Genomic DNA, 14,919 nt, shown 5'->3' on the forward strand with positions numbered 1-14,919 from the left:
GGCGAAAACCGTTGTTTTGACTGGCTTTTTGTTCTAATCCCCAGCCGTTGATGATCACGCGCAGCGGAGCTTTCGTGTCGGGACAGGTTTTGCGGATTGGGACGCGCAAGAGCGCGATGGCGCTCGCGCAGACGGATGAGGTCGCGCGGCTGCTGCGCGCTTCGGCGCCGGACCTTGCCGTCGACATCGTCAAGTTCGAGACCCGCGGCGACCAGGACCAGACCAGCAAGCTGTTGCGCCATGGCGGCAAGGGCGGCGCCTTCGTCGCCGAGATCCGCGAAGCCATGCGCGCCGGCACCTTGCAGGCGGCGATGCATTCGCTGAAGGACGTGCCGGGCAACGAGGAGACGCCGGGTCTCGTCATCGCCGCGATGCTGGCGCGCGATGCCGCCAATGACAGCCTCGTGCTGCGTCCCGGCCTGTCGCTCGACACCCTACGCGCCGCGCGCGGCAAGGGCTTCATGATCGGCACCAACGCCGTCCGCCGCGCCGCCTATCTGCGCCGGCTGTTTCCGGAAGCGACCGTGATCCATTATCGCGGCGCCGCCGACACGCGCGTGGCCAAGCTCGATCGCGGCGACAAGCAGCGGCTGCCCGGTGGCGGCGACGTGGGGCCGGCGGATGCGCTGGTGATGGCGCGCTCGGGCCTGGAGCGCATCGGCATGACCGCGCGCATCGCGCATGATTTCTCGGTCGGCGAGATGCTGCCGGCGGTCGGCCAGGGCATTGTCGCGGTGGAATGCGTCGAGACCGACTGGGCGACGCGTGCGCGGCTTGCCGGGATCGACAACGTGCAGTCGCGGCTTGCGGCCGAGGCCGAGCGCGAGGTGCTGTGGGTGCTCAACGGTCATTGCAATTCGCCGATCGCGGGCCACGCCACGCTCGCGGGAGCCGAGATGACGCTGCGCGCCTCCGTGCTCGACGAGGCCGGCGCCGGCTTCATCGAGGTGACGCGGCGCGGACCGGCGGATCGGCCGCGCGAACTCGGCCGCGCCGTGGGCATGGAGCTGCTGGAGAGGGGCGCCGCCGAGATCATCGCCCGCACCCGGATCGACGAATAGCGATATCCATCCCACGTCGTCCCGGCGAAAGCCGGGACCCATAACCACGAATGTTGGTTGTGGGACGATGCTGGGACCGCAGCTCGCTTGAACAACTACCGACGGTGGTTATGGGTCGCGGCTTTCGCCGGGACGACACCGGTGCGTGAGGCCTAATCCCGATCAGCCCGCAATGGCCAGCTGCCGATGATGCGGAAGCGCGATGCGCTGTCGGTCTGCCTGAACAGCGCGATGCGGTCGATTGCGAGCCGCGCGAGGTCGACCGCCACGAACCGTATGCGCAGCTGCGCCACGATCGGGCCGCGCCGCTCGTCGCTCAGCCGCCCTGTCAGCGTCATGTGGAAGCGGAACTCCTCCATGACGTAGGGATAGCCCCAGCGGTCGAGATAGTCGCACTGCCGCGCGGTGAGTTTCTCTGGCCCGCGGCGCGCGCGATCTTCCGGCGTCAGCGGCGCGCGGAACGCGTCGAATTCGGTGACGCAATCGGCGGCAAGCTGCTGCAGGTCGTCCGAGCGGCTGGCCGGGATCACCGCGATGAAGCCGCTGATCGCATCGACCACCGGTTCGATCACCGGAATGCGCCGCGCGCGGCCGGCGAAGGCGGCACAGGCATCGAGAAGCTCGGCCTCGCTTCGACCGTCGGCGAGCGCGGTGGGCGCTTTCAGCGTGGCGTGGAATCCATACTTACGCGGATCTTCGGTCACCTCGCGCCAGTCGGGCGTGACGCCGTCGGGAAACTGCAGGTTGGCGCCTGACACGGCATCGTAGCCGAGCAGCGTCGAGCCGAAGCGGTGCAGGGCGCTGTCGGGTGACGGCGCATAGTAGATCGCGTAGCGCGGAGTGTTGGCCATGGGACTGGGCTACGCCGCCGCAACCGTCTTGCGCGGCGCGAGCGAATGAACGAGACAGCTCGCGTCTGCCAGGTGCACCAGCCGTCCGGCCGCTATCACGGCGACGATGCGCGGCCGCAGCGGCACCTTGTCGTCGACGACGACGATGTCGGCGCGGCGGCCCGCGGCGAGCACGCCGCGATCGCCGAGCCCTGCCGCACGAGCCGGCGCCGACGAGATCAGGTCCCAGGCCCTGGCGAGCGGCAGGATACCGTCGGCGGCGAGGCGGAACGCCGCGAGCAGCTGCGCCGGATAATAGTAGTCCGACGCCAGCACCGAGCACAGGCCTTGCGCGATCATGTCGGATGCCTTGGTCCAGCCGGTGTGGCTGCCGCCGCGCACTACATTGGGCGCACCGAACACGATGAAGTCGCCCGCCGCCGCAGCATCGCGCGCGGTCTCCTCGTTGACGGGGAATTCGGCGATCGTGGCGCCCAGCGCGCGAAACTCCTGGCGCATCGCCGGGCTGTTGTCGTCGTGCGACAGCATGCGGATATCGGCCGCGCGCGCGGCGGCGGCCAGTCGCGCGATCGAGGCGGGCACCTCGGGGCGGCGCGCCACGATCCGGTCGAGCATGTCGTTGACGGCCTCGACGGAGAGCCCGGTGCGCTCGGCCAGCTGGTTGCGCTTCTTCGGCTTGACGTTGCTATGGTCGTTGAAGGCGAACAGATCGATGCGGCCTTCACCGAGCCATTGAATGATCTCGGCCTCGGCCTCGAGATTGTGGGTCTCGTGACGCAGGTGGAGGCGGGTGTCGGCGGCGAGCTGCGGCCGCAGCGCCTCGATCGCATCGAGTAGCTTGCGCGCATTCTCCGCGCTGCGCAGGCCGGGCTCCCACGACCAGGTCGTGCCGTGGAACACGGTGGTGATGCCGTTGGCGATCGCCTGCCGGTCGCTGTCGATCAGCGCCACGTCGGTCGGGAAGTCGACGCCGGGGCGCGGCATCATTTGCCGCTCGAACGCATCGCCATGCAGGTCGATGATGCCGGGCAGCACCAGGAGGCCACTAGCATCGATGTGAAGCGCGGCGCGACCCTGCTCGGCGTCGAGCGCGCCGATGTCGCGACCAGCGGTCCGCAGCGAGGTCTCGACCAAGGCGCCGTCAACCAGCGTGCGCCCGCCCTCGATGAAAATGTCCGTCACGATGCGGCGCTCCGTTGTTTGTTCTGTGATTGGGATACGGCCTCGGCCTCATGCTTGTCGAGGAATTCCTCGACCGCGAGCTTGCGAAAGTCGGACAGGACGCGGCGGAGCGTCTCGTGATCGCAGTCCCACCATGCGAGCGCGGCGAGGCGGTCGGCGATCGTCTCGGAGAAGCGCCGCTTCACGGGCCGCGCCGGATTGCCGGCAACGATGGTGTATGCGGGAACGTTCTTGGTCACGATCGCGCCGGCAGCGACGACAGCGCCGGTTCCGATGTTCCGTCCTGGTAACAGGATCGCACCGTGCCCGATCCAGACGTCATGGCCGATATGCACGTGATGCGCACGTCGCCAGTTGAAGAAGTCGGTGTCGTCGCTCTCTCCGGGAAAATAAGCGCTGGCGCGGTAGGTGAAATGCGCTTGAGTTCGCGCGATGCATCGGGTGGTTGCCGGGGTTGATGCGAGTCATCGCCGCGATCGAGCAAAACTTGCCGATCGAGGTGTAGGTGATCTGGCTGTCGTTCACGACGTAGGAATAGTCATCCATGCTGACTTCAAGCAGGATCGTGCGCGCGCCGACCTCGGTATATTTGCCGAGCTTGCTCTCACGGACCGACGCGGTCGGGTCGACGGTCGGCACAACCGAGAGTGTTTTTCCGGCCATCAGGGCCTCCGCAAATCTTCAAGAATCTTGGGCTTCCGGGGGATGCGCGCTCGTCATCGGGATGCTCGATGACAACATCATGACGTTGCGATGACGGCAAGGGAGCGACAAGGGAGGGGTGTGGACGATCGCCGCACCGCAGCGCTGTCGTCACATAACTGTAAAACGCCGGGGATAGCGATGGCCCAACGAGGCGCGGTTGGAGCATTACATGCTGGTGGTGGAAGGTTTGACGTGCCGTTTCGGCACGAAAGCCGCAGTCGACAACGCGTCCTTTTCGATCGCGCCGGGCAGCTTTGTCGGCGTGATAGGCCGCTCCGGCGCCGGCAAGTCGACGCTGCTGCGGATGATCAACCGTCTCGCCGATCCGACCTCCGGCCGTATCCTGTTCGAGGGCACCGACGTCACCGCGTTGCGCGGCAAGGAACTGCGGCGGTGGCGCGCGCGCTCGGCGATGATCTTCCAGCAGTTCAATCTGGTCGGCCGCCTTGATGTGCTGACCAACGTGCTGATGGGCCGGCTGGCCCAGATTCCGTCATGGCGCTCGCTGGCGCAGGTCTGGCCGGAGCAGGACAGGGCGCTCGCACTGTCGGCGCTCGAGCAATTCGACATCGCCCAGCTGGCGGCACAGCGCGCCGACCAGCTCTCCGGCGGCCAGCAGCAACGCGTCGCGATCGCCCGCGCGCTGGTGCAGGAGCCTGACATCATTCTCGCCGACGAGCCGATCGCCTCGCTCGATCCGCGCAACACCAAGATCGTGATGGACGCGCTGCTGCGCATCAACAAGCATTTCGGCATCACGGTGCTTTGCAATCTGCACTCGCTCGACCTGGCGCGGACCTATTGCGACCGCCTGGTCGGCATGGCCGCAGGTCGCGTGGTGTTCGATGGCGCCCCCGCGGCGCTCACCGACCATATCGTCCGCGAGCTCTATGACCTCGAGGCCAATGACGTCATCGGCGCAGCACCGCTGCCCGCGCCCGACGGTGCAACTGCGCCGGCACTCGGCACCGCAGCCGCGGCCTGAGCGTCGCGCATTTTTCAATCTGGGAGGCCGGGCATTTTGCCCGGCCAACAGGTGCAACTACAACAAAAGAGGGGTAGTCATGTTCACTCGTCGCATCATTCTGGCTGGCGCCGCCGCGCTGGCATTTGCCGGTTCGGCCTCCGCGCAGGACTGGAAGGCAAAGTATCCGGAGCTCACCTTCGCGGTGGTGCCGGCCGAGAACGCCTCCGGCGTCACCGAGCGCTGGACGCCGTTCGTGGCGTATCTGTCGAAGGAGCTCGGCGTGAAGGTCACACTGCGCATCGCCAACGACTACGCGGCCGTCATCGAAGGCCAGCGCGCCGGCAACATCCAGATCGCCAGCTACGGCTCGGCCTCGTTCTCTCGCGCGCGCCTGACCGGCGTCAAGACCGACGCGTTCGCCAACGATATGAACGCCGACGGTTCGACCGGCTATTACTCGGTGTTCTTCGTCAAGGCGTCGAGCCCGTACAAGACCGTCGAGGACCTGAAAGGCAAGAATCTCGGCCTGGTCGATCCGAACTCGACGTCCGGCAACAACGTGCCGCGCTTCGAACTCAACAAGATGGGCATCGCGAACGCCGAAGGCTTTTTCGGCAAGGTCGTGTTCACCGGCAGCCACGAGAACGCCGTCCTGGCGCTGTCGCAGGGAACTGTTGATGTGGCCGCCAACCAGTGGACCAACGAGGACGATTCCACGCTCGCCCAGATGCTGACCAAGGGCATGCTGAAGAATGCCGACGGCTCGGCGATGAAGAAGGATGATTTCCGCATCATCCACAAGTCGGCGCTGATCATCAACGGCCCCTATGCGTACAACACCGATCTTCCGGAGGACCTGAAGGCTGCGATCGCAAAGGCCTTCTTCGACGCCCCGACCAAGGACAAGGCCGCCTTCGACCGTCTGTCCGACGGTCAGAAGAAGGGCTTCCATCCCGCCACCACCAAGGATTGGGACGGCACCATCGAGCTGATCAAGTTCGTCGACGGCTTGCGCAAGAAGGCGAGCTGATCGCACGCCTGACGTCACGAGGGCCGGGCGTATAGCCCGGCCCTTTCTCCCCACTCAATTCCGAACCGGACTGGCACGCGTCGATGGCGACCGCCGTATCCATTCTTCCAGCGCAGCAGCTGGCGACGCTGGAGGACGCCTACCGCAAGTCCGTCGCACGCAAGCGGTTGAAGGCCGCGCTGGCAACGGCGGCATTCTGTGCGGTGCTGGTGATCGCGGCGTTCGGCGCGGAAGTGAACCTGCGCACGCTGTTCACCTATTTCGGCAATTTCGTCAGCTATTTCGATCGCATCCTGACGCTGGATTCCGGCGCGCGGGTCTGGACCGATCCCGCCGAATGGTTCTGGGGTTGGCATAAGTGGCTGAAGATGCTCGGCGAGACGATCCTGATCAGCTATGTCGGCACGCTGACGGGTGCGGTGCTCGCCTTCGCGCTCAATTTCTTCGCGGCCCAGAATACGTCGCCGGGCCCATGGGTACGTTTCACGATCCGCCGCCTGCTGGAATTCGCGCGCACCGTCCCCGGCATCGTGTTCGCGCTGATCTTCGTGATCGCGTTCGGCCTCGGGCCGATGGCCGGCGTGCTGGCGATCGCGATCCACACCACCGGGGCGCTCGGCAAGCTGTTCGCCGAGATCGTCGAGAATGCCGACATAAAGCCGGTCGAGGGCATCCGCTCCACCGGCGCGAGCTGGCTGTCCTGCATGCGCTTTGCCGTGCTGCCGCAGGTCTCGGCCGGCTATGCCAGCTATGCGCTGCTGCGCTTCGAGATCAACGTCCGCGAGGCGTCGGTGATGGGCTTCGTCGGCGCCGGCGGCATCGGCCAGGAGCTGGTGGTCGCGATCCGCAAGTTCTACTATTCCGACGTCAGCGCCATCCTCATCACCATCATCGTCACGGTCTTCATCATCGACATCTCGACCGGCTGGCTGCGCGGCCGGCTGTTCGGCAAGGAGACCCGTCGATGAGCCAGATGCCGAGGCCGGACACCACGGAACTGCGCGCGAAGTACCCCGACGTCTTCGAACGTCCCGCATCGGCACGGTTGGCGATGCCGGCCATGATCGCGGCGGCGCTCGCGATCTTCGTGTTCGGACTGGTCGATCTCGATTTCTCGCCGTCCAGGCTGATCGCGGGCCTCGGCCAGCTCGGCTGGATCACCATGCTGATGCTCCCGCCGAATCCGGGCTCGTCGTTCCCGCTCTACATGCAGGCGCTCGGCGAGACGCTGTCGATCGCGGTGCTCGGCACCACGCTTGCCGCGGTTTTGGCGCTGCCGGTCAGCCTGCTGGCGGCGCGCAACATCATCCCCTCGAACCTGATCCGCTTTCCGGTGCGCCGCTTCCTGGAACTCGATCCGCGGCGTCGATACGCTGATCTGGGCGCTGGTCTGGATCAACGTCGTCGGCCTCGGTCCGTTCGCCGGCGTGCTGGCGATCATGGTGTCGGACTTCGGTGCGTTCGGAAAGCTGTTCTCCGAGGCGATCGAGGCCGCGGATCGCAAGCAGGTCGAGGGCATCCGCGCCTCCGGCGGCAACGCGCTGCACGAGATCCGCTTCGGCCTGCTGCCGCAGGTGCTGCCCGTGATCGCCGGGCAGGTGCTCTACTTCATCGAGTCGAATACCCGCTCGGCCACCATCATCGGCATCGTCGGCGCGGGCGGCATCGGCTTGCAGCTTGCCGAACAGATCCGCGTGCTGGAATGGCAGAAGGTGTCGTTCCTGATCCTGATGATCCTGATCGCGGTTGCCGCGATCGACTTCATCTCGAGCAAGCTGCGCTTTGCGATCATCGGGCAAAGGGCGGTGGTGTAGAAAGTTACCTCGCCCCGGGGAGAGGTCGGATTGCGCAGCAATCCGGGTGAGGGTGTTTCCCCGCACTCATATTTATCCGCTTTGTGGAGGCGGCCCCTCTCCCGCAAGAGCGGGGCGAGGGAGCAGAAGCACGTCAGCCGTTCTCGACCAGAAACTCCACGCGCTCGGCGGCGAAGCGCGAGCGCTTGGTTACCAGCGGCTGGTCCAGCATGTCGACGTCGGTGGCGTCGACCACCAGCACCGGCCGTCCCAGCGGCAGGTCGAGCCGCGCGGCGTCGGTCGCATCGACGATCGCCGCGGTGATCCGGGTCGAGGCGCGGTGGTAGTCCTTGACGCCGTAATGCCCGAGCAGCTTCGTCATCGAGCGGACGTTGGCGAACACGCTGCCGGCATCGGGAAACCGCTCGGCCGACAGCCAGGTGGTGGAGACGCAGATCGGCGTCCGGTCGGCGAGCCGCACCGCTTCGATCCGGATCAGCGGCGCACCGATCTTCAGGCCGAGCTCGCGCGCAATCTCGCGATTGGCGGTGTCGCTGCTCGCATCGATCAGCTGGCCGCGCGGCTCGTGACCGCCGGCGCCGACGATCTCGGAAAATCGCGTGCGTGAGCGCAAGGGATAGGCGAGGCGCTGGGCTTCGACATAGGTGCCGCTACCGCGTTCCGCGCGCACCAGGCCGCGCTCGGCCAATGCGGCGAGCGCCCGCCGCACGGTGTGCCGGTTGACCCGGTACGTCTCGGCGATCTCCATCTCGCCGGGCAGCTTTTCGCCGGCGGCGAAGCGGCCGTCAGCGATGCCGCGCTCGATGCCGTCGGCGACCTGCCGCCACAAGGCGACGCCGGAACTTTCCTGCATGCTCATGGCGCGGTGATACCAGAAATCTTTGGTTTGTCACGAAACAGTCATGGCGCTCCGCTATCAAGTTGTCTAGTATCATAGACAACTTGATGCAAGCAAGGTTGCCCAAAGGTTTGCCCATGAGTTCGACCGGACCAAACAGCAAACAGGCCCAGCGCAAGGCCGCGATGACGGTGCTGGCGCACGCCGCCGCTGCTGATATCGCCGGCAGGCTGGCGGCGATCGCGGTGCCCGCGCATGAGAACCTGCGCGAGCCGGAAAACGGCCTTGTGATGCTGCGTGGGCGGATCGGCGGCGACGGTGCGCCGTTCAATCTCGGCGAGGCGACGGTGTCGCGCGCGGCGGTGCGGCTTGCGACCGGCGAGGTCGGCTTCGGCTACACGCTCGGCCGCGACGCGCGGAAGGCGCAGATGATCGCGCTGTGCGACGCCATGGTGCAGTCGGCGGAGTTGTCCGGCGAGGTGGAGGCCAAGGTGATCGCGCCGCTGCGCGTCGCCATGAACGCCGAACGCGGCCGCAAGGCAGCGGAAACCGCGGCGACGCGGGTCGATTTCTACACGATGGTGCGCGGTGAGGGATGATGCAATGACGACGATTGCCGAAATGCCCGCGGGCTTTGCCGACAAGGTGCTGTCGGCGCAGTCGACTTTCCGTTCCGTGATGGATGCGATGGCGCGCCCGGGCAGCGTGCAGCGCGTCGCCGCGAGCGTCGGAACACCGGCCGGCATGATGCGCGGCTCGGCCGCGATCGCGCTGACGCTGTTCGATCACGACACGCCGATCTGGCTCGACGCCGCGATGTCGGCGACGCCGGACGCCGCCCGCTGGCTGAAGTTTCACGCCAGCGCGCCGGTGGTGGCCAATTCCTCGATCGCGAGCTTCGCTTTGATCGGCGATGCCGCGAGCCTGCCGGCGCTCGATCGCTTCGCATTCGGCAGCAGCGAATATCCTGACAGGTCGACCACACTGATCCTGCAGGTCGACAGCCTGTCGCAGGGCCCGGCCTTCGAGCTGAAAGGACCCGGCATCGACGGCAGCGCCGTGCTGCAGGCGATGATCAAGCCGCGCGACCTGTTCCAGCGGCTTGCGATCAACGAGGCGTTGTTTCCGCGCGGCATCGACGTCGTGCTGGTCCATGACGACAATATTGTCGCGATCCCGCGCACCACGCGGCTGATCGCAAGTGGAGTGTGAGCGATGTATGTAGCCGTCAAGGGAGGCGAGCGCGCCATCGAGAACGCTCATCGTCTGCTCGCGCATGAGCGGCGCGGCGATCGCGATGTGGCCGAGGTGACGCTGGCGCAGATCTCCGAGCAGCTCGCGCTCGGCGTCGACCGCGTGATGACCGAGGGCTCGCTGTACGACCGCGAGCTTGCGGCGCTCGCGATCAAGCAGGCCCGCGGCGACATGATCGAGGCGATTTTCCTGGTGCGCGCCTTCCGCGCCACGCTGCCGCGGTTTGGCGCCACCGAACCGGTCAATACCGGCGAGATGCAGGTGCGGCGGCGCATCTCCTCGACCTTCAAGGACGTTCCGGGCGGCCAGATCCTGGGGCCGACGTTCGACTACACCCATCGCCTGCTCGATCCGCAGCTCACGGAAGGCTTCGTGCCGGAGCAGCCGGCGACCGCGGAAGCTTCGCAGGCGGCAACGCCGCGGGTCACCGACATTCTCGGTCGCGACGGCCTGATCGAAGCCTCGCCGCAGGCAGATGGCGACGCGCCGGTCGGCGACCTCACGCGCGAGCCGCTGAGCTTCCCGGCCGATCGCGATCTGCGACTGCAAAATCTGGCGCGCGGCGACGAGGGTTTCCTGCTCGCGCTCGGCTACTCGACGCAGCGCGGCTATGGCCGCAACCATCCCTTCGCCGCCGAGATTCGCTTCGGCGAGGTCGAGGTCGAGCTGTTCGCCGAGGACGTCGGCTTTGCCGTGCCGCTCGGCTCGATCGAGCTGACGGAGTGCCAGATGGTCAACCAGTTCAAGGGCTCGACCACCGAAGCGCCGTGCTTCACCCGCGGCTATGGCCTCGCCTTCGGCCAGAGCGAGCGCAAGACCATGTCGATGGCGCTGGTCGATCGCGCGCTGCGCGCGGGCGAGCTCGGCGAGGAGGTGGGAGCGCCGGCGCAGGACGAGGAGTTCGTGATGTCGCACTCCGACAATGTGCAGTCGACCGGCTTCGTCGAGCATCTCAAGCTGCCGCATTATGTCGACTTCCAGTCCGAGCTCGGCCTGCTGCGCAAGCTGCGGCAGGAATTCGCCGAAGCCGATCAGGCGGTCGAACTCCAGGAGGCCGCGGAATGAACGCGCCGACGTACAATTTCGCCTATCTCGATGAGCAGACCAAGCGGATGATCCGCCGCGCGATCCTGAAGGCGATCGCGATTCCCGGCTATCAGGTGCCGTTTGCGAGCCGCGAGATGCCGATGCCCTATGGCTGGGGCACCGGCGGCGTGCAGGTGACGGCGGCGATCCTCGGTCCCGACGACGTGCTGAAGGTGATCGACCAGGGTTCGGACGACACCACCAACGCGATCTCGATCCGCAAGTTCTTCGGCAAGACCGCGGGCGTTGCGACCACGACCTCGACAACCGACGCGACCGTGATCCAGACCCGGCACCGCATTCCCGAGGCGTCACTGCACGCCGGACAGGTGCTGGTCTATCAGGTGCCGATCCCCGAGCCGCTGCGCTTCCTCGAACCGCGCGAGACCGAGACGCGGCGCATGCACGCGCTCGCCGAATACGGGCTGATGCACGTCAAGCTCTACGAGGACATCGCGCGCTTCGGCCATATCGCGACCGCCTATGCCTATCCGGTGAAGGTGAACGCACGCTACGTGATGGACCCGTCGCCGACGCCGAAATTCGACAATCCGAAGATGGACAATTGCGCGGCGCTGCAACTGTTCGGCGCCGGCCGCGAGAAGCGCATCTACGCGATCCCGCCCTACACCACCGTGGTGTCGCTGGACTTCGAGGATCACCCGTTCACGCGCTACCGCTTCAACGCGCCCTGCGCGCTGTGCGGCGCCGACAATTCCTATCTCGACGAGATCGTCACCGACGACAAGGGCGGGCGGATGTTCGTCTGCTCCGACACGGACTTCTGCGAGCAGCGCCAGGCCGCCGGCCATCACGGCACCGAGAGCGCAGCGCCGCACAAGGAGAAGGCGCATGTCTGAGCTCTCGAGCCTCGAGAACGACGAGCCGCTGCTGGTGGCCGTGGGGCTTGCCAAGAACTACGGCCGGCTTCCGGCCTGCCGCGACGTCTCGTTCGCGCTCTATCCCGGCGAGGTGCTGGCGATCGTCGGCGAATCCGGCTCGGGCAAGTCGACGCTGCTGCAGCTGCTCTCGGCGCAGCTCGCGCCGAGCGCGGGCCGGGTGTCCTACCGGATGCGCGACGGCGTGCTGCGCGATCTCGCTGAACTCGGCGAGGCCGAGCGACGCTTCCTGTTCCGCACCGACTGGGGCTTCGTGCACCAGGACACGGCGCAGGGCCTGCGCATGGGCGTCTCGGCCGGCGCCAATGTCGGCGAGCGGCTGATGGCGGTCGGCTGGAATCATTACGGCCGCATTCGCGATACCGCGTCGACCTGGCTGGAACGGGTCGAGATCGATACCGGCCGCATCGACGACGCGCCGAAGACCTATTCCGGCGGCATGCGGCAGCGGCTGCAGATCGCCCGCAACCTCGTCACCGAGCCGCGGCTGGTGTTCATGGACGAGCCGACCGGCGGCCTCGACGTCTCGGTGCAGGCGCGTTTGCTCGACCTGATGCGCAACCTCGTCAGCGAGCTCGGGCTTGCCGCGATCGTCGTGACCCACGATCTGGCGGTGGCGCGGTTGCTCTCGCATCGCGTGATGGTGATGAAGGGCGGCCACGTCATCGAGACCGGTCTGACCGACCAGGTGCTCGACGATCCGCGTGAGCCCTATACGCAGCTGCTCGTTTCCTCGATTCTGCCGCCATGAGCTTGCCAATGACCGCGATGATCGAACTTGCCAATGCCGAGAAGACCTTCACGATGCATCTGCAAGGTGGCGTCGAGCTGCCGGTGGTGCGCGGCGTCTCGTTCCACGCCGACCCGGGTGAGTGCGTGGTGCTGTCGGGCCCGTCGGGCGCCGGCAAATCCTCGATCCTGAAGATGATCTTCGGCAATTACCGCTGCGACAGCGGCCGGATCGGCATCCGCCACCATGGCAAGGTGATCGACCTCGCCACCGCCGAGCCGCGCCAGGTGCTGAGCATCCGCCGCTCGACCATCGGCTATGTCAGCCAGTTCCTGCGCGCGGTGCCGCGGGTCGCGACCATCGACGTCGTCGGCGAGCCGCTGATCGCCAACGGCGTGGCGCGCGAGGAGGCCCGCGAGCGCGCAGGAAAGCTGCTGCGCCGTCTGAACATACCGGAGCGTCTCTGGACCTTGCCGCCTTCGACCTTCTCCGGCGGCGAGCAGCAGCGCGTCAACATCGCGCGCGGCTTCATCTCGGACCTGCCGATCCTGCTGCTGGACGAGCCGACCGCTTCGCTCGATGCGGCGAATCGCGCCGTGGTGGTCGAGCTGATTGCGGAAAAAAAGACCAAGGGCGTCGCGATGGTCGCGATTGTCCATGACGACGAAATCCGCCATCTGATCGCCGACCGCATCGTCGATGTGACCTCGTTCGCGGCTGCTGCCTGAAGGACCGTTTGAAATGACCGCCAAGCAAGACACCATCATCGGCAACGCCCGGCTGGTCCTCGCCGATCGCGTGATCGAGCAGGGCTGGGTCGCGATTGCTGATGGCAAGATCGCCGAGTTCGGCGAGGGCCGGGCACCCGAGGCCGCCGAGGATGCCGGCGGCGACCTCCTGATGCCCGGGCTGATCGAGCTGCACACCGACCATCTTGAGATGCACTATGTGCCGCGGCCGAAGGTGTTCTGGAATCCGGTCGCAGCCGTGATCTCCTATGACGGGCAGCTCGCGACCTCAGGCATCACCACGGTGCTGGATTCGCTGCGGGTCTGGCGCGAGGACGGCGCCGAGGATGTCGACGGCCGCGCCGGCGTGCTGGCGGCGGCGATCGCGGCGGCGCGCGAGGAGAATCTGCTGCGCGCCGATCACTTCCTGCATCTGCGCTGCGAGGTCCCGATGCCGGACGTGGTCGCCGAGGCCAAGGAACTGATCGACCGGCCGGACGTGCGGCTGATGTCGCTGATGGACCACACGCCCGGCCAGCGCCAGTTCCGCGACGAGGTGAAGCTGCGCGACTATTATCGCGGCAAGGGCGGCGGCATGACCGACGCCCAGCTCGACGTGCTGTTCGCGCGGCGCTTCGCCTATCAGAAGGAATATGCGGTGGCGAACACCCGCGCGATCGTCGCGCTGGCGCATGAATACCGGATCCCGCTGGCGAGCCATGACGACACCACGGATGAGAACGTGGTCGACGCCGTCAACGACAAGGTAGCGGTGGCGGAGTTCCCGACCACGATGGAAGCTGCGCGGGGCTTGCATGCCGCCGGCATCGACATCCTGATGGGCGCGCCGAATGTGGTGCGCGGCGGCTCGCACTCCGGCAACATCGCGGCCGTCGATCTCGCCAATGAGGGCATGCTCGATATCCTGTCGTCGGATTACATCCCGTCCAGCCTGCTGATGGCGGCGCTGCAATTGCCGCGGCATGTGCCGGCGATCGATCTCGCTTCCGCCGTGCGCACCGTGACCAAGACACCGGCCGAAGCGATCGGGCTCACCGACCGCGGCGAGATCGCGGTCGGCCGGCGCGCCGATCTGATCCGCGTGCACGTCGCGCGCGACCTGCCTGTCGTGCGCAGCGTCTGGCGCGAGGGGGGAGGGTCGCTTGACCGACGCGTCCGTCATCGCCGGGCAACCCGCCAGCACGATCGGTCCCGGCCGCTTGATCCTGGTGGTCGGCCCGAGCGGCGCCGGCAAGGATACGCTGCTGGGGCTGGCGAAAGCTGCCTGCTCCGATGACCGTGACGTCGTGTTTGCGCGCCGGTTGATCACGCGCCAGGCCTCGGCGTCGGAAGACAATGATGAGGTCAGCGCGGAGAATTTCCAGCGCGCTTCTGCTGCCGGCGACTACGCCATGCATTGGGAAGCCCATGGCCATCGCTATGCGCTGTCGCGGGCGATCGACGACGAGATCCGCGCCGGGCGCACCGTGATCGCCAACGTCTCGCGCACCGTGATCGCAGCGGCGCGGCGCGACTATGCCAATGCCGTCGTGGTGTCGATCACGGCGCCGCCGGACGTGCTGGCGGCGCGGCTGGCCGCGCGGGCGCGCAGCAGCGACGGCCTGCTCGCGCAGCGGCTGGCCCGCACCGTCGACGAGAGTGCGTCGATACCCGATTTCACCATCGTCAATTCCGGCACCGCCGAATATCACGCGCGACAGCTGGTCCGCATCATCAAGGGCGAACGCTGGGACGAGTAGCCACGCCACAAAGG

The 14,919-nt window shown here is 66.8% G+C and carries 15 protein-coding genes and 2 pseudogenes; 13 read left to right on the forward strand and 4 right to left on the reverse strand.

The features are described 5' to 3' along the window. The first annotated feature begins 50 nt into the window (after positions 1-50). A complete protein-coding gene (gene hemC, locus ACSKB9_RS34485) occupies positions 51-1,061 on the forward strand; it encodes a hydroxymethylbilane synthase (RefSeq protein ID WP_438078761.1) in 1,011 nt (336 codons plus the stop codon). Positions 1,062-1,213: 152 nt separating this feature from the next. On the opposite strand, the gene ACSKB9_RS34490 is transcribed toward hemC, so the two are convergent. The 3 genes and pseudogenes from ACSKB9_RS34490 to ACSKB9_RS34500 form a co-directional block, all read right to left on the reverse strand. Next, complete coding sequence (locus tag ACSKB9_RS34490; RefSeq protein WP_438078762.1) at positions 1,214-1,912, reverse strand: DUF1045 domain-containing protein; 699 nt, start codon at positions 1,910-1,912, stop codon at positions 1,214-1,216. Positions 1,913-1,921: 9 nt separating this feature from the next. Further along, a complete protein-coding gene (locus ACSKB9_RS34495) occupies positions 1,922-3,094 on the reverse strand; it encodes an alpha-D-ribose 1-methylphosphonate 5-triphosphate diphosphatase (RefSeq protein WP_438078764.1) in 1,173 nt (390 codons plus the stop codon). Continuing rightward, positions 3,091-3,757 (reverse strand): annotated as a pseudogene (locus ACSKB9_RS34500) (chloramphenicol acetyltransferase). The gene ACSKB9_RS34495 and the pseudogene ACSKB9_RS34500 overlap by 4 nt, the downstream one beginning before the upstream one ends. Positions 3,758-3,968: 211 nt before the next feature. Here ACSKB9_RS34500 and phnC point away from each other — a divergent pair. The 4 genes and pseudogenes from phnC to phnE (ACSKB9_RS34520) all read left to right on the forward strand — a co-directional run bounded on the left by phnC (position 3,969) and on the right by phnE (ACSKB9_RS34520) (position 7,610). Next, on the forward strand, positions 3,969-4,784 hold the full coding sequence (gene phnC, locus ACSKB9_RS34505; protein WP_438078766.1) for a phosphonate ABC transporter ATP-binding protein: 816 nt from the start codon (positions 3,969-3,971) through the stop codon (positions 4,782-4,784). A 79-nt stretch (positions 4,785-4,863) separates the two neighbouring features. Continuing rightward, complete coding sequence (gene phnD, locus ACSKB9_RS34510; protein WP_057018814.1) at positions 4,864-5,796, forward strand: phosphonate ABC transporter substrate-binding protein; 933 nt, start codon at positions 4,864-4,866, stop codon at positions 5,794-5,796. An 83-nt stretch (positions 5,797-5,879) separates the two neighbouring features. Beyond that, entirely contained in the window at positions 5,880-6,764 is an 885-nt protein-coding gene (gene phnE / locus ACSKB9_RS34515) for a phosphonate ABC transporter, permease protein PhnE (protein WP_438078768.1), read from the forward strand. Further along, positions 6,761-7,610: pseudogene (gene phnE, locus ACSKB9_RS34520) on the forward strand (phosphonate ABC transporter, permease protein PhnE). The gene phnE (ACSKB9_RS34515) and the pseudogene phnE (ACSKB9_RS34520) overlap by 4 nt, the downstream one beginning before the upstream one ends. A 133-nt stretch (positions 7,611-7,743) precedes the next feature. Here the strand turns inward: phnE (ACSKB9_RS34520) and phnF are convergent. Then, positions 7,744-8,469 carry a phosphonate metabolism transcriptional regulator PhnF gene (gene phnF, locus ACSKB9_RS34525; protein WP_028334541.1) on the reverse strand — a complete coding sequence of 242 codons (726 nt, stop codon included), beginning with the start codon at positions 8,467-8,469 and terminating at the stop codon, positions 7,744-7,746. Positions 8,470-8,585: 116 nt separating this feature from the next. On the opposite strand from phnF, the gene phnG reads away from it, so the two are divergent. Genes phnG through phnN form a run of 8 tightly spaced genes read left to right on the forward strand, consistent with a single transcriptional unit; the run spans position 8,586 to position 14,905 of the window. After that, complete coding sequence (gene phnG, locus ACSKB9_RS34530; RefSeq protein WP_172648407.1) at positions 8,586-9,047, forward strand: phosphonate C-P lyase system protein PhnG; 462 nt, start codon at positions 8,586-8,588, stop codon at positions 9,045-9,047. A gap of 4 nt (positions 9,048-9,051) precedes the next feature. Then, positions 9,052-9,660: a phosphonate C-P lyase system protein PhnH gene (gene phnH, locus ACSKB9_RS34535; protein ID WP_438078770.1), complete on the forward strand. Its 609-nt coding sequence runs from the start codon at positions 9,052-9,054 to the stop codon at positions 9,658-9,660. Positions 9,661-9,663: 3 nt separating this feature from the next. After that, the gene (locus ACSKB9_RS34540; protein ID WP_438078772.1) at positions 9,664-10,767 is read left to right on the forward strand and encodes a carbon-phosphorus lyase complex subunit PhnI; all 1,104 of its coding nucleotides are present in this window, start codon (positions 9,664-9,666) and stop codon (positions 10,765-10,767) included. After that, the gene (locus ACSKB9_RS34545) at positions 10,764-11,648 is read left to right on the forward strand and encodes an alpha-D-ribose 1-methylphosphonate 5-phosphate C-P-lyase PhnJ (RefSeq protein WP_016846424.1); all 885 of its coding nucleotides are present in this window, start codon (positions 10,764-10,766) and stop codon (positions 11,646-11,648) included. Before ACSKB9_RS34540 ends, ACSKB9_RS34545 begins: the two co-directional genes overlap by 4 nt. After that, complete coding sequence (gene phnK, locus ACSKB9_RS34550) at positions 11,641-12,438, forward strand: phosphonate C-P lyase system protein PhnK (protein WP_438078774.1); 798 nt, start codon at positions 11,641-11,643, stop codon at positions 12,436-12,438. The genes ACSKB9_RS34545 and phnK overlap by 8 nt, the downstream gene beginning before the upstream one ends. Before the next feature lie 8 nt (positions 12,439-12,446). Then, positions 12,447-13,145, forward strand: a complete 699-nt coding sequence (gene phnL, locus ACSKB9_RS34555) for a phosphonate C-P lyase system protein PhnL (RefSeq protein ID WP_438078776.1) — start codon at positions 12,447-12,449, stop codon at positions 13,143-13,145. 13 nt (positions 13,146-13,158) lie between these two features. After that, positions 13,159-14,442 (forward strand): alpha-D-ribose 1-methylphosphonate 5-triphosphate diphosphatase, encoded by a 1,284-nt coding sequence (locus ACSKB9_RS34560; protein ID WP_438078778.1) that lies wholly within the window; start codon positions 13,159-13,161, stop codon positions 14,440-14,442. Continuing rightward, positions 14,327-14,905, forward strand: coding sequence for a phosphonate metabolism protein/1,5-bisphosphokinase (PRPP-forming) PhnN (gene phnN / locus ACSKB9_RS34565; RefSeq protein WP_438080529.1), 579 nt, complete (start codon positions 14,327-14,329; stop codon positions 14,903-14,905). The genes ACSKB9_RS34560 and phnN overlap by 116 nt, the downstream gene beginning before the upstream one ends. Positions 14,906-14,919: the final 14 nt, after the last annotated feature.

Origin of the sequence: Bradyrhizobium sp. BR 1433 (assembly GCF_051547665.1) — a bacterium.
In the GTDB taxonomy this organism is placed as follows: domain Bacteria; phylum Pseudomonadota; class Alphaproteobacteria; order Rhizobiales; family Xanthobacteraceae; genus Bradyrhizobium; species Bradyrhizobium australafricanum.

Excerpts from the sequence above, each read along its gene's own strand:
- hemC (WP_438078761.1), top strand. The coding sequence starts at position 51 with ATGATCACGCGCAGCGGAGCTTTCGTGTCGGGACAGGTTTTGCGGATT.
- ACSKB9_RS34490 (WP_438078762.1), bottom strand. The coding sequence starts at position 1,912 with ATGGCCAACACTCCGCGCTACGCGATCTACTATGCGCCGTCACCCGAC.
- phnC (WP_438078766.1), top strand. The coding sequence starts at position 3,969 with ATGCTGGTGGTGGAAGGTTTGACGTGCCGTTTCGGCACGAAAGCCGCA.
- phnD (WP_057018814.1), top strand. The coding sequence starts at position 4,864 with ATGTTCACTCGTCGCATCATTCTGGCTGGCGCCGCCGCGCTGGCATTT.
- phnE (WP_438078768.1), top strand. The coding sequence starts at position 5,880 with ATGGCGACCGCCGTATCCATTCTTCCAGCGCAGCAGCTGGCGACGCTG.
- phnF (WP_028334541.1), bottom strand. The coding sequence starts at position 8,469 with ATGAGCATGCAGGAAAGTTCCGGCGTCGCCTTGTGGCGGCAGGTCGCC.
- phnG (WP_172648407.1), top strand. The coding sequence starts at position 8,586 with ATGAGTTCGACCGGACCAAACAGCAAACAGGCCCAGCGCAAGGCCGCG.
- phnH (WP_438078770.1), top strand. The coding sequence starts at position 9,052 with ATGACGACGATTGCCGAAATGCCCGCGGGCTTTGCCGACAAGGTGCTG.
- ACSKB9_RS34540 (WP_438078772.1), top strand. The coding sequence starts at position 9,664 with ATGTATGTAGCCGTCAAGGGAGGCGAGCGCGCCATCGAGAACGCTCAT.
- ACSKB9_RS34545 (WP_016846424.1), top strand. The coding sequence starts at position 10,764 with ATGAACGCGCCGACGTACAATTTCGCCTATCTCGATGAGCAGACCAAG.
- phnK (WP_438078774.1), top strand. The coding sequence starts at position 11,641 with ATGTCTGAGCTCTCGAGCCTCGAGAACGACGAGCCGCTGCTGGTGGCC.
- phnL (WP_438078776.1), top strand. The coding sequence starts at position 12,447 with ATGACCGCGATGATCGAACTTGCCAATGCCGAGAAGACCTTCACGATG.
- ACSKB9_RS34560 (WP_438078778.1), top strand. The coding sequence starts at position 13,159 with ATGACCGCCAAGCAAGACACCATCATCGGCAACGCCCGGCTGGTCCTC.